The organism is Duffyella gerundensis, from assembly GCF_001517405.1.
In the GTDB taxonomy this organism is placed as follows: domain Bacteria; phylum Pseudomonadota; class Gammaproteobacteria; order Enterobacterales; family Enterobacteriaceae; genus Duffyella; species Duffyella gerundensis.
Window position 1 is genome coordinate 1,287,589 of the sequence record NZ_LN907827.1, and the last position, 23,222, is coordinate 1,310,810.

19 protein-coding genes are annotated in these 23,222 nt (G+C 58.2%); 16 read left to right on the plus strand and 3 right to left on the minus strand.

The window, feature by feature from the left end:
• Positions 1-178 precede the first annotated feature (178 nt).
• The 3 genes from EM595_RS05930 (at position 179) to EM595_RS05940 (ending at position 4,517) form a co-directional block, all read left to right on the plus strand.
• A complete protein-coding gene (locus tag EM595_RS05930; RefSeq protein ID WP_067428954.1) occupies positions 179-766 on the plus strand; it encodes a Yip1 family protein in 588 nt (195 codons plus the stop codon).
• A 179-nt stretch (positions 767-945) separates the two neighbouring features.
• Positions 946-1,893: a D-alanyl-D-alanine endopeptidase gene (gene pbpG / locus EM595_RS05935; protein ID WP_067428957.1), complete on the plus strand. Its 948-nt coding sequence runs from the start codon at positions 946-948 to the stop codon at positions 1,891-1,893.
• A 167-nt stretch (positions 1,894-2,060) separates the two neighbouring features.
• Positions 2,061-4,517: a DUF3772 domain-containing protein gene (locus tag EM595_RS05940; RefSeq protein ID WP_067428960.1), complete on the plus strand. Its 2,457-nt coding sequence runs from the start codon at positions 2,061-2,063 to the stop codon at positions 4,515-4,517.
• A gap of 38 nt (positions 4,518-4,555) precedes the next feature.
• On the opposite strand, the gene dld is transcribed toward EM595_RS05940, so the two are convergent.
• A complete protein-coding gene (gene dld, locus EM595_RS05945) occupies positions 4,556-6,295 on the minus strand; it encodes a D-lactate dehydrogenase (RefSeq protein ID WP_067428965.1) in 1,740 nt (579 codons plus the stop codon).
• Between the two features lie 148 nt (positions 6,296-6,443).
• Between dld and bglX the strand changes: the two genes are divergently transcribed.
• From bglX to EM595_RS05985, 9 genes are all read left to right on the plus strand, one after another.
• Positions 6,444-8,732: a beta-glucosidase BglX gene (gene bglX, locus EM595_RS05950; RefSeq protein ID WP_067428968.1), complete on the plus strand. Its 2,289-nt coding sequence runs from the start codon at positions 6,444-6,446 to the stop codon at positions 8,730-8,732.
• Positions 8,733-8,788: 56 nt separating this feature from the next.
• A complete protein-coding gene (locus EM595_RS05955; RefSeq protein WP_067428971.1) occupies positions 8,789-9,661 on the plus strand; it encodes an oxygenase MpaB family protein in 873 nt (290 codons plus the stop codon).
• Between the two features lie 87 nt (positions 9,662-9,748).
• On the plus strand, positions 9,749-10,858 hold the full coding sequence (locus tag EM595_RS05960) for a suppressor of fused domain protein (protein WP_067428974.1): 1,110 nt from the start codon (positions 9,749-9,751) through the stop codon (positions 10,856-10,858).
• A gap of 125 nt (positions 10,859-10,983) precedes the next feature.
• Positions 10,984-12,879, plus strand: coding sequence for a methyl-accepting chemotaxis protein (locus EM595_RS05965; protein WP_067428977.1), 1,896 nt, complete (start codon positions 10,984-10,986; stop codon positions 12,877-12,879).
• 905 nt (positions 12,880-13,784) lie between these two features.
• On the plus strand, positions 13,785-13,958 hold the full coding sequence (locus EM595_RS21040) for a hypothetical protein (protein WP_157883849.1): 174 nt from the start codon (positions 13,785-13,787) through the stop codon (positions 13,956-13,958).
• An 88-nt stretch (positions 13,959-14,046) separates the two neighbouring features.
• A complete protein-coding gene (osmF, locus tag EM595_RS05970) occupies positions 14,047-14,919 on the plus strand; it encodes a glycine betaine ABC transporter substrate-binding protein OsmF (RefSeq protein ID WP_157883909.1) in 873 nt (290 codons plus the stop codon).
• A 45-nt stretch (positions 14,920-14,964) separates the two neighbouring features.
• Complete coding sequence (locus tag EM595_RS05975; RefSeq protein WP_067428982.1) at positions 14,965-16,119, plus strand: ABC transporter permease; 1,155 nt, start codon at positions 14,965-14,967, stop codon at positions 16,117-16,119.
• The gene (locus EM595_RS05980; RefSeq protein ID WP_067428984.1) at positions 16,116-17,051 is read left to right on the plus strand and encodes an ABC transporter ATP-binding protein; all 936 of its coding nucleotides are present in this window, start codon (positions 16,116-16,118) and stop codon (positions 17,049-17,051) included. The genes EM595_RS05975 and EM595_RS05980 overlap by 4 nt, the downstream gene beginning before the upstream one ends.
• Positions 17,051-17,782 (plus strand): ABC transporter permease, encoded by a 732-nt coding sequence (locus tag EM595_RS05985; RefSeq protein ID WP_067428986.1) that lies wholly within the window; start codon positions 17,051-17,053, stop codon positions 17,780-17,782. Before EM595_RS05980 ends, EM595_RS05985 begins: the two co-directional genes overlap by 1 nt.
• Here EM595_RS05985 and EM595_RS21045 read toward each other — a convergent pair.
• Entirely contained in the window at positions 17,763-17,870 is a 108-nt protein-coding gene (locus EM595_RS21045; protein WP_157883850.1) for a protein YohO, read from the minus strand. The genes EM595_RS05985 and EM595_RS21045 overlap by 20 nt on opposite strands.
• Before the next feature lie 127 nt (positions 17,871-17,997).
• Positions 17,998-18,729, minus strand: coding sequence for a MerR family transcriptional regulator (locus EM595_RS05990; RefSeq protein ID WP_067428988.1), 732 nt, complete (start codon positions 18,727-18,729; stop codon positions 17,998-18,000).
• A gap of 145 nt (positions 18,730-18,874) precedes the next feature.
• Here EM595_RS05990 and EM595_RS05995 point away from each other — a divergent pair, with 145 nt between their 5' ends.
• From EM595_RS05995 to ybiB, 4 genes are all read left to right on the plus strand, one after another.
• Positions 18,875-19,432, plus strand: coding sequence for a helix-turn-helix domain-containing protein (locus tag EM595_RS05995; RefSeq protein ID WP_067428990.1), 558 nt, complete (start codon positions 18,875-18,877; stop codon positions 19,430-19,432).
• A complete protein-coding gene (locus EM595_RS06000; protein ID WP_067435218.1) occupies positions 19,429-19,959 on the plus strand; it encodes a GNAT family N-acetyltransferase in 531 nt (176 codons plus the stop codon). The genes EM595_RS05995 and EM595_RS06000 overlap by 4 nt, the downstream gene beginning before the upstream one ends.
• A gap of 88 nt (positions 19,960-20,047) precedes the next feature.
• The gene (gene dinG, locus EM595_RS06005) at positions 20,048-22,204 is read left to right on the plus strand and encodes an ATP-dependent DNA helicase DinG (protein WP_067428992.1); all 2,157 of its coding nucleotides are present in this window, start codon (positions 20,048-20,050) and stop codon (positions 22,202-22,204) included.
• Between the two features lie 45 nt (positions 22,205-22,249).
• On the plus strand, positions 22,250-23,218 hold the full coding sequence (ybiB, locus tag EM595_RS06010) for a DNA-binding protein YbiB (protein WP_067435221.1): 969 nt from the start codon (positions 22,250-22,252) through the stop codon (positions 23,216-23,218).
• The last annotated feature ends 4 nt before the right edge of the window (positions 23,219-23,222 follow it).

The following is a 23,222-nucleotide window of genomic DNA, read 5'->3' on the forward strand; positions in this document are numbered from 1 at the left end:
AAGCAGTAAGTCTATACGCCGTCACGGGAAGCGCGCAGCGAGAGCGAAAATATTCTCAGGCTGCTTTTTTTTTGCACAACAGGCGCTCCTGGCGCGCAAAAGCCGCAGCGGCTCGTATACTCAAAGAGAAGCCGCCTGGCGCCACGCCGACGGCAAGTCGTTTCAGAGGAGTGATTTTATGAATCATGTCTGGGGACTTTTAGCGCATCCCGGCCAGGAGATGCGTAGCATCAAGCAAGAAAACGAAACCGTTTCTCACCATTACACCCACCATGTTTTGCTGATGGCAGCGATTCCGGTGATCTGCGCCTTTATCGGCACCACGCAGATTGGCTGGAATCTTGGCAGTGGGCAAAACATCCCTATTAATCTGATGACCGGCCTTGGACTCGGCGTGCTCTTTTATCTGCTTATTCTTGGCGCCGTAGCGGTAATGGGGCGGGTTATTCACTGGATGGCGCGTAGCTATCCACAGCGTCCGGGACTGGCGCGCTGCACCGTTTTTGCTGGCTATGTGGCAACACCGCTGTTTCTCAGCGGCATTGTGGCGCTCTATCCGCTGGTCTGGCTCTGCCTGCTGGTGGGCGCGGTGGCGCTGGCCTATACCGGCTATCTGCTGTACGTCGGCATTCCCATGTTCCTGAATATCGATCGTGATGAAGGATTGCGCTTTTCGGGCTCGACACTGGCCATTGGCGTGCTGGTGTTTGAGGTTCTGCTGGCCCTGACCGTGGTGCTGTGGGGCTACGGTTATCATCTGGTGTAAACGCAAGGTTGCCGCCGCTCAGGCTGGCGGTAACCTGTTACCCACTGAAACAATCTCCTGTAGGAATTTACCTGGTGGCCGGAGTATGATGCCTGCGTTAGCCCCCGCCATGACTGGATTTCGGCGGTGGCGGCCTGTCTGAGACAGAGCATCATTTTAACCGGTAAAGATGTGCCACCATGCCTGCAAAAATCCGCTTTTCCCTGTTGAGCCTGGCGCTGCTGTTTGCCAGCCAGACCCTGTTGCCTTCTGCCGTGGCCGCGCCAGTTTCAGGCGATATCGCGCCGCTGAATCAGCCGCAAATTGCCTCTGGCAGCGCCATGATCATCGATCTCAACACCAACAAGGTGCTGTTCGCCAGTCATCCCGATCTGGTGCGCCCGATGGCCTCGATCACCAAATTAATGACCGCGCTGGTGGTGCTTGATGCGCATCAGTCGCTGGATGAAAAGCTGTCGGTGGATATCAGCCAGACGCCGGAAATGCGCGGCATCTATTCACGCGTGCGGCTTAACAGCGAAATCAGCCGCCGCAATATGTTGCTGCTGGCGCTGATGTCGTCAGAAAACCGCGCCGCGGCCAGTCTGGCGCACCATTATCCCGGCGGTTACAACGCCTTTATTCGCGCGATGAACGCCAAAGCGCGTGCGCTCGGCATGACCCACACGCGCTACGTTGAGCCAACCGGCCTGTCGATTCACAACGTCTCAACCGCCCGCGATTTAACGCGGCTGCTGATGGCAACCAAACAGTATCCGCTGATTGGCCAGCTCAGCACCACGCGTGAAGAGATGGCGACCTTTAGCAACCCGCCTTACGTGCTGCCGTTTCGCAATACTAACCATCTGGTTTACAAAGCCGACTGGCGCATTCAGCTAACCAAAACCGGCTATACCGATGAGGCAGGACACTGCCTGGTGATGCGCACGGTGATCAACAATCGTCCGGTGGCGCTGGTGGTCATGGACGCTTTCGGCAAATATACCCACTTTGCCGATGCCAACCGTCTGCGCGACTGGCTGGAAACCGGTAAATCGGCGCCGGTGCCCGCCGCGGCGCTGGCCTATAAAAAGCAGAAGGCATCGCAGGTGGTCAGCAACCGCACCGCAGGCGCTGACGGCGAGTAATGCACTATGGCCCGCCGACGCGGGCCGTTTTCAGAACAAAAACGCTTATCGTTTCACCGCGCATTTTCACCCGTCAATCCTATAGTCTGCGCGCCGTCAGGCGCATACACTTACGCGCTTACGGCGGTGGGGGATATCGCCATTTTTTGTCACAGTTGGAATGCTTCATGACCCGGACTTTCACTTTTCTTCGACTATGCCTGCTGGCGATGCTGCTGGCAGCAGGAGTGCCCACGCTGAGCGTTGCGGCCGATGCTGACGACAGTGCACAGACTAGCGCTGACAGCGACGCACCACCGAAAATCAATGCGGCGGTTGAACTGCCGAAAATGCAAAAAATACTCGATAAGATCAAAGGCCAGGTCTCGGGTGAAAACAACGACGCCAAGCTGGAGCCGCTTAACGAAATGGCGCTGGAGCTCTCCGGCAATGCCGATACGCTGGGTCAGACGCTGATTCCACAGCGCCAGCAGGTATTGGCTCAGCTGGCAGTTCTCGGTCCGGCTCCTCAGGCGGGCAGCGGCGTGAAAGAGACCGCCGAAGTGGTGCGTAAACGCGCCGCGCTGGAAAGCCAGAAGGCGAAGCTCGACGATCAGATCAAACAGGCCGAGGCGATCAAAAATGGCTCGCTGAACCTCTCCGGCCAAATCGTTAACCTGCGCCGTGAGGCGATTAAAAACCAGCTGGCGCTGAATTCTGGCACCATCTTCGGGCCACGTTTTTGGAGCCCGCTGTTTGGTGGCCAGGAGCTGGACGGCGCGAAAATCAGCGCTTTTGCCGACGAGCTACAGGCGACCGCCGCGCTCTCCTGGGAACCGGGCTGGCGCTTTGGCACCGTGGCCTGGACCATCGCCGCGATTCTGGTAGCGACCTTTGGCCGTCGCTATGGCGAGGAGTTTCTGGCGTGGGTCAGCATTAATAAGCTGCCGGAAGGGCGTTTACGTCGCAGCTTTCTGGCCGCGGCGATCGCCCTGACCACGCTGGTGGCCGTAGTGCTGGCCTTTAACTTCCTCGATCTCGCCTTTACGCGTCGGGCAGAAGTCTCTGACGATGTGCAGGATTTCATCAATAAGCTGGTGAAACTCAGCGTGTTCTGCGGGCTGATTGCTGGTCTGGGTCGCGCGTTTCTCTCTACCCGTCGCCCATCATGGCGGCTGCCGGCCATCTCTAACGAAGTGGCGATGGCGCTGAAGCCGTTTCCACCGATTACCGCGGTACTGGTATTTATCTTCCAGTCCGTTGAGGCATTTAATAACAGCGTCGGCACCAGCGTATCAACCACCATCATGGCCAACGGCATGACCGCCTTGCTGATTGGCCTGACGGCGGTGTCGATCAGCATGCGCATCAAGCGTGCCCGCCATCGCGCGGCGGAAAACGCCACCACTACCGAAGTGAAGTCGACCTTTGCCGGGCTGCTGCAAATCGCCATGACGCTGGTTGGCATCGCCATTCTGGTGTCGCTGGTGATCGGCTACGTCACTTTTGGCCGCTTCCTCAGCTATGAGCTGGTCTGGTTCAATATTGTGGTGGGCTCGTTCTATCTGCTTAGCCATCTGGTCAACGACTTCTGCGAAACGCTGCTGTCGACCAGTAACCCTACCGGCAAGCGTATTCAGAACCTGCTTAATCTGGATGAGCGGCATCTGCAACAGGCCGCCTCGTTGCTGGCGGCGTTGTGTAAAACCGTGCTGATCCTGGTGATGGTGGTGGCGCTGCTCAACGGCACCTTTGGTTCCTCCACGCCGATTGAGCTGCTGCAGAAAGCGGCTGAGTTCTGGGGCGGCAAAGGACTGGAGTCGCTGAACATTGTACCGGCGCATCTGGTTAACGCGCTGATCTGCCTGGTGGTCGGTATCTACGTGCTGCGTTCGGTACGTCGCTGGCTGGACAACGAGTTCCTGCCAAAAACCACCATGGACACCGGCATGCGCGTGTCGCTGGTGACGCTGTTCAGTAACCTCGGCTATGTGCTGGTGATTCTGCTGACGCTTTCAACCATGGGCCTGCAGTGGAACAAACTCGCGTGGATCGTCAGCGCGCTGTCGGTGGGTATCGGTTTTGGCCTACAGGAGATCGTGAAGAACTTTATCTCTGGCCTGATTCTGCTGACCGAGCGGCCAGTGAAAGTGGGCGATCTGGTGAGCCTCGGCAACGTCGAAGGGGATATTCGCCGCATCAACGTGCGCGCCACGGAAATTCAGCTGGGTGATAAATCCACGGTGATCGTGCCTAACTCGCAGCTCATCTCGCAGAACGTGCGCAACGCCACCATGAATAACGCGCAGGGCGTGGTCACGATTGTGCTGACTTTCCCGCTAAATATCGATCCGGTGCAGGTGCGTGAGATTCTGCTCGACGTTTACACGCAGAACGAGCGCATTCTGGAGACGCCGGAGCCCTCGGTGACCTTCAAAGATTTAACGCCGCAGGGCATCGTGCTCAGCGTCACCGGCAACGTCTCGGGTCAGCGGCAGATTGGCGGCGTTAAAAGCGATCTGCTGTTTGATATTTTGACCCGGCTGCGCAAAGAGGGCGTCGCGCTCTCCTTGCCGCAGACCATGGTTATTGAGCGCAAAGGCCAGCCGGTCGTGGTGGAAGAGGAACCGAAACCGCTTTCATGATGGTTTGGCGCTCTCCTGTTGCGGAGAGCGCCGTGCGGTTACGGCTGCAGTTTTTCTTCGCCGCAGCCGCACTCTGCCCAGTGCTTCTGCTTGCTGGTTTTGCCAATTCCCGGATTAAAACTGTTGGTGGGATCGATCTGCTGATAAAAGTGCTTCAGCGCCGGTTTCGCCGCATAGAGATGTCCGACGTTATGCTCCGCCGGGTATTCCGCACCGCGCGCATTCAGTCGCGCCAGCATCTTCTCTTTCAAGGCATGCACGTCGACGCCTTTTTTCACGATGTAATCCTGATGAAAAACATGACACAGGAAATGGCCGTAATAAAGGCGGTGCAGCAGGGCGTCATTAAACTCTTCGGGCAGCACTTCAAACCAGTCGCGATCGTTGCGCCGCAGGGCGATATCCAGCGCCAGGATCTCCTCCACCTGTTGATGGTGTACGGCGTGATAGCGCACCGCCGCGCCCGCCGCCGCATAGCGATGCAGAAAGGCCGCTGAGCCCTCTTTATCACTGCACAGGAAGAACTCGCCGCCGCCCTCTTTAAAGTAATCACGCAGATAGTCGTTCGCCTCTTTCACACCGTCGCCGGACATTTTCAGCATCAGGTGATGGGCATAGCGATCGCGGTACTGCTTGATGCGCGCAGGCAGATGAGCGGGAAACAGGCCGCTGACACGCTGCAACAGCCGATCGGTCAGATGCGGCTTCACAAAGCGAAACTTCTCCAGCCAGCTGTCGACGCGGCCTTTTAAGCTGAAAAACAGTGGCATCCGCTCGGTGCCGAATTTGTCGATCATCAAAAAGGTATCTTTGCCGTAGACCTCCGCGATATCAAAAATATCGCGGTGCATATACTCTCCGGCCACCGGCAGATGGGTAAATTCCCCGAGAATATGGCGGCGTATCTCATCCAGCACCGCGGTGTCGTTGGTGCCAATGTAGAAAACCTGCTGTTCCGGCTCTTTCTCGAAGGTATCGAGCCGCACCGCAAACACCGCCAGCTTACCGGCACAGCCGCTGGCCTCATGCAGACGCCGCGCATCGGCGTTGAAACGAGAAGGGGTATCGGCGTCGATGTCGCGCACCCGCTCAGCGTACTCATGATCGGAAGCGTGGCGCTGATCGTGCCTTACATCGCTGTCGCGCCAGCGCTCATCATCCAGCGCGCCGAGGATCTGCTCCGGCGTGCTGCCGAGATCGATGCCAAGGTGATTTACCAGCTGCAGCTGACCCTGTTCCGTGACCTGCGCATAGAGCGCCATTTCGCTCCATGCCGGGCCGCGCTTCACCAGCGAGCCGCCGGAGTTATTGCAGATGCCGCCAATAATCGAGGCGCCAATGCAGGATGAGCCGATCACCGAATGCGGCTCGCGTCCCAGCGGCTTAAGCAGCTTCTCCAGCTGCCACAGCGTGCTGCCGGGCAGCGCCAGCACCTGTTTGCCCTGATCGATCAGCTGAATGCCGTCGAGGCGACGGGTGCTGATAATCACAATCTCCCGATCGTAATCATTACCGCTGGGCGTTGAACCTTCGGTCAGGCCGGTATTTGCCGCCTGCATCAAAATAATGCGATCGGCCGCCACAATCAGCTGCAGCGCACGCCACAGCTCCAGCAACGTGCCGGGAAAAATCACCGCGATGGCATCGCCTTCGCCGGAGCGAAAGCCCCGACGGTAACGGGCGGTTTGCTCCGCATCGGTGAGCAAATTCGCGCCGCCGAGCAGCCGACGCAGATCGTTTATCAGGGTATGACGGGTCGTCTCTTCAGCATGTTGCATAGCATTTTCCTGTGGCTCTGATCGCTGAAACTGTAGCACGCGTAGCAAAAAGGCTGTACTGCTCCACTACCTGCTATTCTGTTCTTGTGGCACACTCAGTGGCCGCTGTTTACCCGCTTCGCATTGAAACTTAAGAGACCCCAATCTGATGAAATGGATTTACTCTGTTAGCCTTGCTGTCACGCTGGCGATGCAACCTGCGCTGGCTGAAATTGCCCACCCGTTAACTGAACAGGCACGCGACGCTTACGTCAGCGAACTGCTGCAAAAGATGACGCTCGATGAAAAAATTGGCCAGCTGCGTCTGATCAGCGTTGGGCCGGGGACGCCAAAAGAAGCGATTCGCGAGATGATCAAACAGGGCCAGGTGGGGGCGATTTTCAACACCGTGACGCGGCAGGATATCCGCGCGATGCAGGATCAGGTGATGCAGCTCAGCCGCCTGAAAATTCCGTTGTTCTTTGCCTATGACGTGGTGCACGGCCAGCGCACGGTGTTCCCGATTCCGCTGGGCATGGCTGCCAGCTGGGATCTTGATGCGGTTGCGGAAGTGGGTCGCGTGTCAGCGTATGAAGCGGCGGACGACGGGCTGAACATGACCTGGGCACCCATGGTCGATGTCAGCCGTGAGCCGCGCTGGGGCCGGGTCTCCGAAGGCTTCGGCGAAGATACCTATTTGACCTCAGAAATGGGGCGCACCATGGTGGAAGCGATGCAGGGAAAAAGTCCTGCCGATCGTTACGCCGTGATGACCAGCGTTAAACACTTTGCACTCTATGGCGCAGTGGAAGGCGGTCGTGATTACAACACCGTTGATATGAGCCCGCAGCGCATGTTCCAGGACTATCTGCCGCCGTACAAGGCGTCACTGGATGCAGGCAGCGGCGGCGTCATGGTGTCGCTGAACGCCATTAACGGTGTGCCGGCCACCGCAGACAGCTGGCTGCTGAAAGATCTGCTGCGTGACGAATGGAAATTCAAAGGCATCACCATCAGCGATCACGGTGCCATCAAAGAGCTGATTAAGCATGGCGTTGCCAGCGATCCGCAGGAAGCGGTGCGCATTGCGCTGAAATCTGGCATCGACATGAGCATGAGCGATGAGTATTACAGTAAATACCTGCCGGATCTGGTGAAAAGCGGCGCGGTCAGCAAGGCGGAAATCGATGACGCCGCGCGTCATGTGCTGAACGTCAAATACGATATGGGCTTGTTTAACGATCCCTACAGCCACTTAGGCGCGAAAGAAACCGATCCGGCTGATACCAATGCCGAAAGCCGTCTGCACCGCGCCGAAGCGCGTGACGTGGCGCGTAAAAGCATGGTGCTGTTGAAGAATGAGCAGGACACCCTGCCGCTGAAAAAAGCGGGCACCATCGCGCTGGTCGGGCCGCTGGCCGACAGCCAGCGTGACATCATGGGCAGCTGGTCAGCCGCCGGTCTTGCCCGTCAGTCGGTGACCCTGCTGCAGGGCATGAAAAATGCCACTGCCGGCAACGCCACGGTGATCTACGCCAAAGGCGCCAACATCAGCGACAACAAGTCCATTCAGGATTTTCTCAACCTTTATGAGCAGGCGGTCAGCGTTGACAGCCGCACGCCTCAGCAGATGATTGATGAAGCCGTTGCCGCCGCGCAAAAAGCGGATGTGGTGGTGGCCGCGGTAGGCGAAGCGCAGGGCATGGCGCATGAAGCGTCGAGCCGCAGCGAGCTGACCATTCCAGCCAGCCAGCAGAAGCTGTTGGCCGCGCTGAAAGCCACCGGCAAACCGCTGGTGATCGTGCTGATGAATGGCCGCCCACTGACGCTGGCAACAGAAGATGCGCAGGCCAGCGCGCTGCTGGAAACCTGGTTCAGCGGCACCGAAGGCGGCAACGCCATCGCGGACGTGCTGTTTGGCGATTACAACCCATCAGGCAAGCTGCCGGTTTCCTTCCCACGTTCAGTGGGTCAGATTCCAATCTATTACAACCACTTGCCTACCGGTCGCCCGTACAATCCGGCTAAGCCTAATAAATACACGTCGCACTATTACGATGCGCTTAACGGCCCGCTTTATCCATTCGGTTACGGCCTGAGCTACACCACCTTTACCGTTTCGCCGGTGACGCTGTCATCAAAAACCCTGGCGCGTAACGGTAAGCTGGATGCCAGCGTTACCGTGACCAACAGCGGTAAACGCGATGGTGCCACGGTGGTGCAGCTCTATCTGAACGATCCGGTTGCCAGCATGAGTCGTCCGGTGCAGGAGCTGAAGTCGTTTAAACGCATTATGCTGAAAGCGGGCGAATCGCAGACGGTGAGCTTCCCGATTGACGGCAACGCGCTGAAATTCTGGAATGCAAAAATGCAGTACGTCATGGAACCAGGCAAAATCAACGTGATGATTGGCCTCGATTCTGTGCATACGCAGGATACCTCGTTCGACGCCCTTTAATACCCCCGCGCGGCAGAGCCAGCCTCTGCCGCGCCAGAGAAAATCGTGTCACGCCTATGCAATCACTCCGTAACCGTATTCAACAACAGGTCTTTCGTCTGAATGGCCTCTCTCTCAACGAGTTTGACCTGTCGCAGCCGCCTGGCGATCCGGGACTGTTTGGCCCGGACAGCGTGATTTGGCGCGTTCACGGCGACTTTACCTCCATGCTCTGCGGCGGCATCAGCGCGCTGCTGATGCAGATGCTGCATCCCTCAGCGTTGGCGGGCGTTTGGGATCACTCCAGTTTTCGCGAAGATATGATGGGCCGCCTGCGACGCACCAGCCAGTTTATCGCCGTTACCACCTTCGGTAATCGTGCCGATGCCAACACGCTGATCGAGCGGGTTAAACGCATTCACCTGCAGGTTTCGGGCGTGGATGCTTACGGCACGCCGTATCAGGCCAGCGATCCGCAGTTGCTTACCTGGGTGCACGTCGCGGAAACCAGCCGCTTTCTGGCGGCGCATCTGCGCTACAAAAATCGGCTATTGAGCGGGGCAGAACAGGATCGTTACTACGCCGAAGCCGCGGTCGTGGCAGAAGCACTGGGCGCAGAGCAGGTGCCGAAAAGCCGTCAGGCGGTGGCGGACTATCTTGTCGCCATGCGTCCGCAACTGCGTTACGACGAGCGTACCGCGGAGGTGACGCGCCTGCTGATGAGCGCGCCTGCGCCGAGCTGGCAGGCAAAACCGGCGATGAAAACCATGATGCTGGCGGGTATCGGCCTGCTGCCGGAATGGGCTCAGGCGCAGTCCGGCTATCACTTTACGCCGCTAAAGCGCTGGCAAATTGATCGGCAGATTGACCTGCTGGCTGTTGGGTTGCGCTGGTCGATTAGCCAGGGCGCACACCATCGCGCCATGGCTCGCGTTGGCCGGTCACTTTGAGAGTTTTACCCTTGTTCGGCCGTGGCGGCGTGCGGCATCCTGCACTACTCTCGGGATAAGTATCCCTGCCCAGGACGTCGAGGCATTATGACCTATTCACACCGGATTGCTGAGGTTGCTAATCAGCAAAACACGCTGATTGCCACCGTCGAGCAGGATGAGCGCACCGCCTATTTTTATATCTGGCCCGCCGAAGCATTTCGCGGTCAGTATGCTGTACGCGGCTGCTGGCTGCGCAATCTGCTGCCCGCGCCGGCGCAGGAAGACAATGATGCGCTGGAGCAGGGTGTGCCACCGCTGTTAAGCGCGGCTTTCTGCCGTACGCTGGAAGCGGAGCCGCCGCTGGATAGCGCTGGACTGCAGGTGCTGTGGGAACCCACCGACGATGGCGCCGCGCTCTGGTATCAGGGACAGCTGTTGGCGGTGATTCCCGGCTGGAGCCTGTATCAGAACAAGCAGGTCAGCTTTTCGGCCAGTTGTATCAAAGAGAATCGCCTGACGGCGCCGCTCGGCTCCGCTTCCACCAATGAACACTATGCGCAGGCGGAGAAATTTCGCCACTTCTGGCGTGACTGGCACGATGGCCATCTCTGGCCGCTGGTGGAGCATGAGTTTCTCAGCTGCTATCAGCAGCAGTATGGTGAGTCGCTGAAGTATTACAGCATCGATCAGTCGGGCTGGCCGCCGATGGCAATTTCTCAGCATTACCATGACGGCATCTGGTATTTCCTGACCCTCGGCATGAGCACGCGCGCTATGCCGTGGGTTGATCATCTCTACGCCGATCTCGCGCCACAGCACCGGCGAATCGAGCTGGGCATGGCGATCGATGCACAGGTGATGAGCGAAGAGAATGCGGTGCAGATGGCGAGTGCGCTGGCCAGTTTTGCCCATTTTCCCTGGGCGCAGCTCAACTGGCTGGGGGAAGGGCATCTGCTCTCTTCCGATGTGGCACCGGTCGGCTTTGACGCCTTTCTAATCAGCGGCGAGTTGGCCAGTAGCAGCGGCCAGTTTTTGCTACCCAAACGCGACGGTGAGCGGCCGCGATTGCTGTGGACCACGCCGGTGACGCCAGCGGAGCGGGAATTTGCCGCTGCCAGCAGCAGCGGCGGCACCGAACTGGTGGCGCTGCTGCGCGAGCAGGCATGCGATCATATCTTTCGTCCGCGTCAGCAGGTGGTGGCAGAGCCAGTGTAACGGTGGCGATAGTCACGTTACGAAATTTTTTACATCATTTTCACATTTTGCTCTCAAGATCTCTTCTTCCGCGCCGTTAATTCGGATCAGGCAATCACGCCTGTTCCGAGTTAAGTGGTGCTCCCATGCTAAAAACAACCCAGGCCCGCTTTACCGCTGCACTTATCGGCTTTTTTGCATTGCTGATGATCGTCACCGTGGTGGTAATTAATCTTTTTGTCGCACCGCAGCTCACGGCGAATGAAAGCCGTCTGGTGCGCTATGAAGTTGACTCGCTGGCGGCACGCATCGTCGAACAGATGAACCGTGTGCAGGCGCAGCAACGTACGATCACCGAAACGGTCAGCGCCCTCGACAGCGCCAGTATTGACACGTTACTGCCGACGCTGGTTAACCAGTATCAGGACAGCAACGTGTTTGGCGGCGGCATCTGGCCACTGCCCAATGTGCGCGATCCGGCACGGGCTAAATTCAGTACCTTCTTTGCTCGCGACGCCAACAACGAACTGAAAGTTAACACTTACTGGAACAGCGACGCGGCCGACAATTACTACGATCAGGCGTGGCATAAAGCTGGTCAGGCAGCGCCGAAAGGGCAGTGTGCCTGGGCCAATGCCTATCAGGATGCTGCCAGCCCGCAGCCGCGCACCAACTGTGCGATGGCGATCTGGCGCGACGGCAAAGTGTGGGGCGTTTCCACCATCGACGTGACGCTGGGCTTCTTTAACCATCTGGCCAAAGAGATGAGCGAGGCAATCAAAGGCAACGTCCTGATCGTTGAAGCGGACGGCAAAATTGTCGGTAACGCTGCGCTGGTAGATGGCACGCCTAAGCTGGAATACCTCAGCGATCTGAAAAACGGCATGGCCGCACCGCTGAAAGCATTGCTGAGCACGGCCAGCGACAAGCCGATGGAAAGCAGCTATCAGGGCGACGATGGCGATCACACGCTGTTTGTGCAGCAGATCAGCGGCAGCCCGTGGTATCTGGCCAGCGACGTACCAACCAGCCTGTTAATGGCGCAAACCAACGGCATGCTGATGCGTCTGGGCCTGGTGCAGATCCCGCTTGCGTTAGTGCTGTTGCTGGTGCTGCTGGGCTTTATCCGTACCACCATGGGCCAGCTGCGCGGACTGAACGACAACATTGTTGCGCTCTCCACCGGCGGTGCTGATTTAACCCAGCGCCTGCCTGCCAGCAAGAGTCCGGAGTTCAACGCGGTGGCGCAGAGCTTCAACCAGTTTATTGAATATTTGCAGGGGCTGATGCGCCAGGTTGGCAGCAGCGCGCTGGCGATTACGGCCGCATCACGCGAAATCGCCAGCGGCAACTCCGATCTCTCCTCACGCACGGAAGATCAGGCCAGCTCGATCGTCGAAACCGCCGCCAGCATGGAAGAGTTAACCGGCACCGTGCGCCAGAATGCCGATAACGCTACGCATGCTAACCAGCTGGCAGGTGACGCCTCTAAAGTGGCTGAACGCGGCACGCGCGTGGTGCGCGAAGTGGTTGCCACCATGGGCGCTATCAATACCTCATCGCGTAAGGTGGTTGATATCATCAGCGTGATCGACAGCATCGCTTTCCAGACCAATATTTTGGCGCTGAACGCCGCGGTGGAAGCCGCACGCGCCGGTGAACAGGGTCGTGGCTTTGCGGTAGTCGCCTCCGAAGTGCGTAACCTTGCTCAGCGTTCGGCCAACTCAGCACGTGAAATCAAGAAGCTGATTGAAGAGTCGGTGGCCAATATTGACGCCGGTAGCGGACTGGTGGAACAGGCCGGTCAGACCATGGATGAGCTGATGCAGGGCGTCAGCAGCGTTACGACGTTGATGAGCGAGATCATGTCCGCCAGCCGTGAACAGAGCATGGGCATCGATCAGGTTAACGTGGCGATTACCCAACTCGACAGCACCACCCAGCAGAACGCCGCGCTGGTGGAGCAGGTCTCTTCCGCCGCCCAGGCGATGGAAGAGCAGAGCGTCCAGCTGGAGCTGGTGGTGAATAGTTTCAAACTGTAAGAGGGGGGAGGGGGCCGTTGCGCTACGGTGGGGGCGTTTTGCCTGGCAGGCGGCTTTAAGGTCAACGTCTTGAGGTCAACGTCTTGAGGTCAACGTCTTTAAGGTCAACGTCTTAAGGTCAAAGGCGATTTCGTTCTGCCTGAAGGCAGCCCGAGCAGGGCCAGGTCAAAGGCGATTTCGTTCTGCCTAAAGGCAGCCCGAGCAGGGCCGGCAGTCGCCCCGGCCCTGCACCCGCGCTATCCGGCAAACACAACCGCCCGCCACAGGCGGGTACCTTCGTCAGTTCACATTTCTTTACGGACCGCTCGCGATTCGCTCCTGCTCAGCGCTCCCTTGCCCCGCCATCCATGGCGGGACATCCTAAAATGTTCACCTCCTCAGCAGTTGTGATGCCTCCTCAACGTCAACCCCCAAGTCAAAACCTTAAAAATAAAATCTAAAATCTAAAATCTAAAATCTAAAATCTGAAGTTCAAAGTTCAAAGTTCAAAGTTCAAAGCCCAAAGCCCAAAGCCCAAGGTTCAAAGTCCAAAGTCCAAAGCCCAAAGCCCAGTGCCCAAACCTCAACACCAAAAGTTAAAAAGTTAAAAAGTTAAAAAACTGAAGTATCTTCGTTTTTATCTTCATCATCGTCTTTGTTTTTTATTTAATTTTTTCTTTTGTTTTTGACTTGGGTTTTGACCTTTAAGAGGCATCACAAACGCCGAGGCGAAAGCGTTTTCCAGGGCGAGCCGCAGGGATGTGGCGAGAGGGCGCGTTGAGCTGGGAGCGAATCGCGTCCGGTCCGTCAGGAAAAGGGTTTTGCTGAGGGCACCCGCGCAGCGGGCGGTTGTGTTTGCCGGATAGCCGGGGTGCAGGGGCGGGGCGCATGCCGCCCCTGCTCGGTCTGCCTTCAGGCAGAACGAAATGGCTGTTGACCTTAAAGACATTGACCTTAAAGACATTGACCTTAAGACATTGACCCTAAAAGCCAGCCTGCAAGGCAGAACAAAGTCACCTTTGACCTTAAAAGCCGCCCGCGATCGGGCATCACGAAATCTGCCCCTCTGTCTGGAAGACCAAAAAATCGGCTACGCTTAATCTCATCCGAAAAAAACCATTTTACTGAAGGATATCAACCATGACCCTGACTCCTTTTCGCCGGACGGTGCTGGCGCTGGCCGCTTGTATGGCGTTGAGTGCCACCGCGCAGGCAGCCGATGCGGTGCGCGTCGGTTCGAAAATCGATACCGAAGGCTCGCTGCTGGGTAACATCATTTTGCAGGTGTTGGAAAAGCATGGCGTCGAGACGGTGAATAAAATTCAGTTAGGCAATACGCAGGTGGTGCGGGCGGCCATTACCGCAGGCGAACTGGATATCTATCCTGAATACACCGGCAACGGCGCATTTTTCTTTAGTGATGAGAAGGATGCGGCGTGGCGCAATGCCGAGGCGGGCTATCAAAAGGTCAAACAGCTCGACGCGCAGAAAAATCATCTGGTCTGGCTGACGCCTGCGCCCGCTAACAACACCTGGACCATTGCCGTGCGCGGCGATGTGGCCCAGCAGAACAAGCTAAGTTCGCTGGACGATCTCAGCGCCTGGCTGAAAAAAGGCGGCAAATTCAAGCTGGCGGCATCGGCCGAGTTTATTGAACGATCTGATGCGCTGCCAGCGTTTGAAAAAGCCTACGGCTTCAAGCTGGAACAGAGTCAGCTACTTTCGCTGGCCGGTGGCGACACCGCGGTAACGCTGAAGGCGGCCGCGCAGCAAACCTCCCGTGTAAACGGCGCCATGGCTTACGGCACCGATGGCCCGGTGGCTGCGCTGGGATTACAGACGCTCAGCGATCCCAAAGGCGTGCAGCCGATCTATGCGCCAACCCCAGTGATCCGCGAGGCAACCTTAAAGCAGCACCCGCAGATTGCCGAGTGGCTGAAGCCGGTTTTTGCCTCGCTGGATGAAAAAACCTTACAGTCGCTGAATGCGAAAATTGCGGTGGAAGGCCAGGATGCCAAACAGGTCGCCGCTGACTATCTGCAGCAGAAAAAACTGCTCTGATCGCTATCGCAGACGGGCGGCGTTGCTGCCCGTAACAGGGAAACCATGCCTTTGCGCTTTGCTCCTCAAAATCGTGTTCTGCTGCTGCTGGTCGTGCTGTTAGCGGGTGCGATGCTGCTGCCTGTTCTCAACTATGCGCCAAACCGACTGGTGTCTGGCCAGCCACTGTGGCTGGCAGGGCACCTTTCTTTCGTCGATCTGCTGTGGCTGCCGATTGTTCCACTGTTGCTGCTGCTGGCATGGTTGCCGCGTCAAAAAGCCACGCTGCTGCTGACGCTGCTGCTCGGGGAAGCGCTGCTGTTTGCGTTGCTCTACTGGAGCGGCCGTGAAGCCACCCAGCTGGCGACGCAGGGCAGTGCACTGGCGCGAACCAGCTTTGCCAGCGGGCTGTGGCTGAGCCTGGCGCTAAGCATATTGTTGGCCGCCGACGCTATCAGCCACCTCACTCGTCAGCCGCTGTGGCGACTGCTGCTCAATGCACAACTCTGGCTGCCGGTGATCGCCCTGATCGCCAGCGGACAGCTCAGTGAGCTGGCGCTGATGAAAGAGTATGTAAATCGTCATGATGTGTTTGATCAGGCGCTGGCCCGTCATTTACTTCTGCTGATCGCCACACTGCTACCCGCTTTGCTGATTGGCATGCCCATCGGTGTGATGCTGTTCCGCCGCGCGCCGCTGCAGGGGCCCGCCTTCTCGCTGCTGAACATTATTCAGACGGTGCCGTCGGTTGCGCTGTTCGGCCTGCTGATCGCACCGCTGGCAGCACTGGCAAAAGCCGTGCCCTGGCTCGGCATCAGCGGCATTGGCCTGGCACCCGCGCTGATCGCATTGGTGCTTTACGCGCTGTTGCCGCTGGTGCGCAGCGTCGTCACTGGCTTGCAGCAGGTGCCCGCCAGCGTGCGGGAAACCGCGCGCGGCATGGGCATGTCGACCCGGCAGATTTTCTGGCAGGTCGAGCTGCCGCTGGCGTTGCCGGTGCTGCTCACCGGCCTGCGTGTGGTTGCCGTGCAAACCATTGGCATGGCGGTGATCGCCGCGCTGATCGGTGCCGGTGGCTTTGGCGCGATCATCTTTCAGGGTTTGCTGAGCAGCGCGCTGGAGCTGGTGCTGCTCGGCGTCATGCCGGTGATTGCGCTGGCGGTGATCGCCGATGCGCTGTTCAAATTCCTTATTTCGTTACTGGAGGTCAGAAACGGATGATCGCATTTAATCAGGTCAGCAAATCGTTCGCCGGTAAAGCCGCGGTATCCGATCTCACTTTCACCCTGAATAAAGGGGAGTTTACGGTGCTGATTGGCACCTCAGGCTCCGGGAAATCCACCACGCTGAAGATGATCAACCGGCTGATTGAGCACGATGCCGGCACCATTACCTTTGCTGGTGAAGAGATCAGGCAGATTGACGCACAGCAGCTGCGGCGGCGCATGGGCTATGCCATTCAGTCTATTGGCCTGTTTCCACACTGGACGGTGGCGCGCAATATCGCCACCGTGCCCGCGCTGCTGAACTGGCCACGGCAGCAGATTCGCGCACGCGTGGAGGAGCTGCTGGCCCTGCTCAATCTGGATGCCAGCTTTGCCAGCCGCTATCCCCATCAGCTCTCGGGTGGCCAACAGCAGCGGGTCGGCGTGGCGCGAGCACTGGCCGCCGATCCGGAACTGCTGTTAATGGACGAGCCGTTTGGCGCGCTCGACCCGGTTACCCGCGCGGCGTTGCAGCAGGAAATCATGCGCATTCATCAGCTTTCAGGCCGCACCATCGTGCTGGTCACCCACGATATTGATGAAGCGCTGCTGCTGGCGGACAAAATTGTGCTGATGGACGGAGGACGCATCGTGCAGCAGGGCAAGCCGGTGACATTGTTAACGCAGCCCGCCAGTGAGTTTGTGCGCGATTTTTTTGGCCGCAGCGAGCTTGGCGTAAGATTGCTGTCGCTGGGCCATGCGGGCGCGGCGGCGCGGCGCGGTGAGTTTCTGCCCGGCGAGGCGATCGGTGAAAGTATGAACCTGCGCGAGGCGTTATCGCAGTTTATTGCCAGACGAGTGGATAAACTGCCGGTGGTGGATAAGCAGCAGAAGCCGTTGGGCGTGCTGCACTTCAGCGATCTGCTGCGCCAGCGGGAGCTGAACTGATGCGCCTGCTCCGCGATCCGTTACTCTGGCTGATTGCGCTGTTCGTGGCGCTGTTGCTGCTGATGCCTCTGAGTGGGCCACTGTTTGCACGACTTTTTCCCGAGCTGGAACGGCCGCTCTATCAGCAGGAAAGTTTTGTGCAGCTGGCACTATCCCATATGGTACTGGTGGCGATATCCAGCCTGTGCGCGGTGGCGATTGGCGTTGGCATTGGCGTGTTGGTCACGCGTAAGCGGGGCGCGGAATTTCGTTCGCTGGTAGAAACGGTGGTCGCGGCAGGACAGACTTTTCCGCCGGTGGCGGTGCTGGCGGTTGCCGTGCCGGTGATGGGATTTGGCGCGCAGCCTGCGATTGTCGCGCTGCTGCTCTATGGATTATTGCCGATTCTGCAAAGCACGCTGGCGGGCATCGATGGCGTACCCGCCGCCAGCCGCGAGATTGCGCGCGGCGTCGGCATGAGCCCGTGGCAGATTCTTATTCAGGTTGAGCTGCCGCTGGCAGCGCCGGTGATTCTGGCGGGGATCCGTACGTCGGTGATTGTGAATATTGGCACCGCGGCTATCGCCTCAACGGTAGGTGCCAGCACGCTGGGTACGCCGGTGATTATCGGCCTGAGCGGTTTTAATACGGCGTATGTGATTCAGGGCGCGCTGCTGGTGGCATTGCTGGCGATCGTCACCGACCGGCTGTTTGAACGCCTGCAGCGTGCCGTTAGCGTGAATGCAGAATAAGGGTGTAGCCGACCAGCATTAAGCCGCCGGTGCCGCCGAGCGCCATCAGCGCGAAAAGACAAATCACGGCAATTTTTTGCACATTCATGAGTAAACCTGCTTGTTGCGGAAGAGGGCAAATGATAGCGCGTTAGGCGCGTCGCGCCCAAATAAAAAACCGTGCATTTTTATTGCGAAGTATCAGAAGAAGAAAAGCCCGCCGCTGGCGTGCAGGCTTAGTTGCCGTGAGGAGTGATGGAAAAACCGAGTTGTTGCCACTGCTCAAGCTGTTCGAGCTGACGCCGCGTCATCTTCTTTTCGGTCCAGACAAACAGTTGTTGGCCAGGAAAAAGTTCCGGACGCAGTATGTCGAGCGGTTCTGCCAGCACGTCAATCCGCCAGCCGCTCTGCGACAGCCGCCAGGCTTCTAACCAGATGCGCGTACGATCTTCTGCGCCCCATCCAATCAACAACGCGTCTTTGCCCGCTTTCTTGCGCACGCCAGTCAGGCAGAACGCAACATAATCGATCAGCACGCCATCGAGCAGACTGCACATGGTGCGTGCAGTGTTTTGATCAAGACCAAGCCGCTGACGCACCGGCATATAAACGTGGTCGATCAGCGCATCAATCGGATTTTCGCGACCAATAGCCGCTACTTTGGCGCGCAGTTTTGAGGGTCTGGCATGGCGCAGCACGCTCATCAACTCCTCTTGCAGCGTGGTCCAGCCGTCGTGTACCCGCACATTTTCGCCATCCAGCAGCGCCCGTACTTTGCCTACCGGCACGCCGCTTTCCATCCAGCGCTTAATCTCTTCGATACGCTGCACATCTTCATCATCAAACTGACGATGGCCGCCCTCTGTGCGTTGGGGCTTTAACAGGCCATAACGGCGCTGCCACGCGCGCAACGTTACCGGGTTGATCCCGCAACGTTCAGCCACATCACCGATGCTATAGATAGCCATAATTCCTCGTCATCTCTTGCTATCCAGTAACCTTAGCGGAGCCAGGCAAGTTGTACAATCCTTTTTTAACTGTACAACTTGACCCCATGCGTATTAAAGGGTAGATCTCATAAATGAGAAAATATTCCAAAAGTGAGAATTAACGGTGGATTTACTGGATCGCCCGCTGGCTGCGCGCCTGACGGAACTGCGCATTGCACAAGGCTGGTCGCTGGAAAATCTGGCGTCCATCACCGGTATCAGCCGCGCCACGCTGTCGCGAATTGAGCGCGCTGAAACCAGCCCAACCGCGGCGCTGCTGAACCGACTCTGTGTCGCCTATGGCATGACGATGTCACGTCTGCTAAGCGAGGTGGAATCGCGGGCGCCGCTCTGGCTGCCGCGTGAGCAGCAGCCGCTGTGGCAGGATGCCGAGAGCGGATTTATTCGTCGCACTGTCTCACCGCCTGCCAGCGATTTTCAGGCGGAACTGATTGAGGGTGAGCTGCGCGCCGGAGCGCTGATTGACTATCACGCGCCGCCGGTGACCGGCATGGAGCAGCATATCTGGCTGCTTTCCGGGGAACTGGTCATTCGCATGTCAGAACAGCAATGGCATCTACACGCCGGGGATTGCCTGCGTTTTCATTTGAGCGGTTCGTCTTCTTTTCACGCGCCATCCGCACAGGACGCGCACTACCTTCTGGTGATATGCAAATCATGATCGAGTATGCCGAAATTCATGCCGATGAGGCGAAACAGCAGTTTGGAGATATCTGTCGGCTCACCATCGCTTGCGTGGCGGACGGTGCCAGCATTGGTTTTATTGACGCCAGTGATGGCGACGCCATCGTCCGTTTCTGGCTCGGCGCGCTGGAAAGCCTTGAGCGTGGCGAACGGCGCATCTGGCTGGCGTGCCATGAAGGCAAGGTAGTGGGCACCGTCACGCTGGCCCAGAGCATGATGCCCAATGGCCGCCACCGTGCTGAAGTCGCCAAGCTGATGGTGCACCCACAGGCGCGGCGGCAAGGCATTGCGCGTGAACTGATGCAGCGGGCGGAACAGGCGGCGTGGGAAAAATCGCTGTCGCTGCTGGTGCTGGACACGCGCAGCGGCGATCCGGCCACCGCACTCTATCTTTCACTTGGCTGGCAAATTGCTGGCGAGATCCCAGACTATGCGCAATCGACGATGGGCGCCTTTGACGCGACCACGCTGATGTACAAAACCGCCGCGCCGGGGATTTCCTGAAGCACGCTCGATAAAGCGGATATTGCGGCTGACTCATTCTGCATACTGTGTAAAAATACAGGCCACATTTTTTTAGTTAGTGGTGATTATGGCGTTAACTCCGGCGCTCAAAGCAGAAATCGGCCAGTGGTATAAAGCGCTCCAGCAGCAGGTTCCCGATTTCATACCCCGTGCGCCGCAGCGCCAGATGATTGCCGAAGTGGCAAAAACGCTGGCGGGCGACGGCGGGCGCCATCTGGCGATTGAAGCGCCAACCGGCGTCGGCAAAACGCTCTCCTATCTTATTCCGGGCATCGCCGTCAGTCGCGCCGAAGAGAAGCTGCTGGTGATCAGCACCGCCAACGTGGCGCTGCAGGATCAGATCTTCAGCAAAGATCTGCCATTGCTGAAGAAAATCATCCCTGATTTGAAGTTTACCGCCGCCTTTGGCCGGGGCCGCTACGTCTGCCCGCGTAACCTCTCCGCACTCGCCACCGACAGTGAGCAGCAGGGCGATCTGCTGCTGTTCCTCGACGACAACATGACCGCCAGTAAAGATGAGCGGGCGCTCTGTACCAAACTGGAAAAATCGCTGAACCGCCATCAGTGGGATGGCCTGCGCGATCACGCGGACGATGCTATCGATAACGGTCTCTGGCAGCGCCTGAGCACCGATAAAACCAACTGCCTTGGGCATCACTGCCAGTGGTACCGCGAATGTCCCTATTTCGTGGCGCGGCGTGAGATCGAACAGGCAGATGTGGTGGTGGCTAACCATGCGCTGGTGATGGCCGCGCTGGAGACGGAATCGGTGCTGCCGCCGGCCAAAAATCTGTTGCTGGTGCTCGACGAAGGTCATCATCTGCCGGAAGTGGCGCGCGATGCGCTGGAGATGAGCGCCGAAATTACCCCCGGCTGGACCAGCCTGCAGCTCGATCTGTTTGTGCGGCTGGTGGAGCAGGTAATGGCGCAGTTTCGCCCAAAATCCCCGCCGCCACTTAGCAACGTTGAGCGCCTGAAAGGCCACTGCGAAAGCGTGCGCGAGCTGCTCAACGAGCTGTCACAGCACCTGCTGCCGCTGCTGCCCGCGGGCCAGCAGGAAGGGGAATATCGCTTTGAAATGGGCGAGCTGCCCGAAGAGCTGCTGTCGCTCTGCGCCCGGCTGTTCAAGCTGATGGATGCGCTGCGCGGGCTGGCGGAAGGCCTGCTCAACGATCTCAGCGATAAAACCGGTCAGTTTGACGTGGTGCGCCTGCACCGCACCATGATTCAGATGAACCGCACGCTGGGCTGGTTTGAGTCGGTGAGCAAGCTATGGCGACTGGCGGCAATGGAAAAAGCCTCTAACGCGCCGGTATCAAAATGGCTGACGCGTGAACTGCGCGAAGGCAATCCGCATTTGATCATGCACTGCGCGGGCATTCGCGTCAGCGATCAGCTGGAAAAGCTGCTGTGGCGCAAAGTGCCACACGTGGTAGTGACCTCCGCCACGCTGCGATCGCTGAACAGCTTTACCCGCCTGCAGGAGATGTCTGGCCTCAGTGAGAAAGCGGACGACCGCTTTGTCGCGCTCGACTCGCCGTTTAACCACTGTGAACAGGGCAAGCTGATTATCCCACAGATGCAGCATGAACCGACGCTGGCTAACGAAGCGAACCACATCGCCGAGATGGCACGCTTTTTCCATAGCCAGATCGCCGATAATCAGCACAAAGGCGTGCTGGTGCTGTTCGCCAGCAACCGCGCTATGCAGCAATTTCTGACCCACGTCAGTTCGCTGCGGCTGATCATTCTGGCGCAGGGCGATCAACCGCGATCGCGGCTGGTTGAGCTGCACCGTAAGCGGGTGCGCGAAGGCAAAACCAGCATTCTGGTTGGGCTGCAATCGTTCGCCGAAGGGCTGGATCTCAAGGGTGAACTGCTGACGCAGGTGCATATTCATAAAATCGCTTTTCCGCCGGTGGACAGTCCGGTAATTTTGACCGAAGGTGAGTGGCTGAAAAGCTTGCGCCGTTATCCGTTTGAAGTGCAGAGTTTGCCGAGCGCCTCTTTTACCCTGATTCAACAGGTTGGCAGGCTGATCCGCAGCCATGACTGTACCGGCGAAGTCGTGATCTACGATCGTCGCTTGCTGGCGAAAGCTTACGGTTCACGGCTATTGGCCGCACTGCCGGTCTTCCCCATTGAGCAGCCGGAAGTGGCCGCCGCGGCCGCCGTCACCGCCACTAAAAAGAAGCCGGTTAAACGTAAACGGGCAAAAAGTTAACGTCATGCTGGCGGCGATGCCGCCTTTCAGGCAGGAGCAGAGATGATGGAATATAACAAAATCATTAAAGAGATCGGGCGCGGTAAAAACCATGCGCGCGATATGGATCAGGAGACCGCGCTGGCGCTTTATCGCGCGATGCTCGATGACGAGGTGCCTGCGCTGGAGCTGGGCACTATCCTGATCGCGCTGCGTATTAAAGGCGAAGGCGAAGAGGAGATGCGCGGATTTTATCAGGCGATGCAGGAGCGCGTGCTACGTCTGACGCCGCCAGCCGGTCAGCCGATGCCGATTGTCATTCCCAGCTATAACGGGGCGCGCCGTCAGGGCAATCTTACGCCGCTGTTGGCGATGCTGCTCTCCCGGCTGGGCTTTCCGGTGGTGGTGCATGGCGTCAGCGACGATATCACGCGCGTCACCAGCGAGGCGGTGTTCGCTGAGCTGGGCGTTAAGCCGGTAACTGATGCGGCCAGCGCGCAGGCAACGCTGGATCGCGGCGAGCTGCTGTTTATGACGGTAGAAACCTTTGCCCCGGCAATGGCAAAACAGCTGGCGCTGCGCTGGCGCATGGGCGTGCGTAACAGCGCGCACACGCTGGCCAAGCTGGCGACGCCGTTTGATGATATGGCGGCGCTGCGGATTGCCAGCGTGTCGCATCCGGAATATGTGCCGCGCGTGGCGAAGTTTTTCAGTGAGATTGGCGGTCTGGGATTATTGCTGAACGGCACCGAAGGCGAGGTCTATGCCAGCCCGCTGCGCTGTCCGGCGATTAACCTGATCCGCGGCAGCGGCGCAGAAGCTGAACAGTTAATTACCCGTCAGGCAGAGTGCGCGGAAGTGCTGCCGGAAAGTAAAGCGGCGGCGGTGACCGCAGCATGGATTGACGATGTGCTGGCGCAACGTCGTCCGTTACCGCAATCGCTGCGCCTGCAAATTGCCTGCTGCTACGTTGCCACCGGCCGCAGCAATACGCTGGATGGCGCGCTGGAGCAGTTGACGGTAGCCGGTTTTTAAGCCT

What these genes read in the sequence shown, in the direction of transcription:
- bglX (WP_067428968.1), top strand. Translation starts at nt 6,444, where the DNA reads ATGAAATGGATTTACTCTGTTAGCCTTGCTGTCACGCTGGCGATGCAA.
- ybiB (WP_067435221.1), top strand. Translation starts at nt 22,250, where the DNA reads ATGGAATATAACAAAATCATTAAAGAGATCGGGCGCGGTAAAAACCAT.
- EM595_RS21045 (WP_157883850.1), bottom strand. Translation starts at nt 17,870, where the DNA reads ATGAATGTGCAAAAAATTGCCGTGATTTGTCTTTTCGCGCTGATGGCG.
- EM595_RS05955 (WP_067428971.1), top strand. Translation starts at nt 8,789, where the DNA reads ATGCAATCACTCCGTAACCGTATTCAACAACAGGTCTTTCGTCTGAAT.
- dinG (WP_067428992.1), top strand. Translation starts at nt 20,048, where the DNA reads ATGGCGTTAACTCCGGCGCTCAAAGCAGAAATCGGCCAGTGGTATAAA.
- EM595_RS05930 (WP_067428954.1), top strand. Translation starts at nt 179, where the DNA reads ATGAATCATGTCTGGGGACTTTTAGCGCATCCCGGCCAGGAGATGCGT.
- pbpG (WP_067428957.1), top strand. Translation starts at nt 946, where the DNA reads ATGCCTGCAAAAATCCGCTTTTCCCTGTTGAGCCTGGCGCTGCTGTTT.
- EM595_RS06000 (WP_067435218.1), top strand. Translation starts at nt 19,429, where the DNA reads ATGATCGAGTATGCCGAAATTCATGCCGATGAGGCGAAACAGCAGTTT.
- EM595_RS05975 (WP_067428982.1), top strand. Translation starts at nt 14,965, where the DNA reads ATGCCTTTGCGCTTTGCTCCTCAAAATCGTGTTCTGCTGCTGCTGGTC.
- EM595_RS05980 (WP_067428984.1), top strand. Translation starts at nt 16,116, where the DNA reads ATGATCGCATTTAATCAGGTCAGCAAATCGTTCGCCGGTAAAGCCGCG.
- EM595_RS05940 (WP_067428960.1), top strand. Translation starts at nt 2,061, where the DNA reads ATGACCCGGACTTTCACTTTTCTTCGACTATGCCTGCTGGCGATGCTG.
- EM595_RS21040 (WP_157883849.1), top strand. Translation starts at nt 13,785, where the DNA reads ATGGCTGTTGACCTTAAAGACATTGACCTTAAAGACATTGACCTTAAG.
- osmF (WP_157883909.1), top strand. Translation starts at nt 14,047, where the DNA reads ATGGCGTTGAGTGCCACCGCGCAGGCAGCCGATGCGGTGCGCGTCGGT.
- EM595_RS05985 (WP_067428986.1), top strand. Translation starts at nt 17,051, where the DNA reads ATGCGCCTGCTCCGCGATCCGTTACTCTGGCTGATTGCGCTGTTCGTG.
- EM595_RS05965 (WP_067428977.1), top strand. Translation starts at nt 10,984, where the DNA reads ATGCTAAAAACAACCCAGGCCCGCTTTACCGCTGCACTTATCGGCTTT.
- EM595_RS05990 (WP_067428988.1), bottom strand. Translation starts at nt 18,729, where the DNA reads ATGGCTATCTATAGCATCGGTGATGTGGCTGAACGTTGCGGGATCAAC.
- EM595_RS05960 (WP_067428974.1), top strand. Translation starts at nt 9,749, where the DNA reads ATGACCTATTCACACCGGATTGCTGAGGTTGCTAATCAGCAAAACACG.
- dld (WP_067428965.1), bottom strand. Translation starts at nt 6,295, where the DNA reads ATGCAACATGCTGAAGAGACGACCCGTCATACCCTGATAAACGATCTG.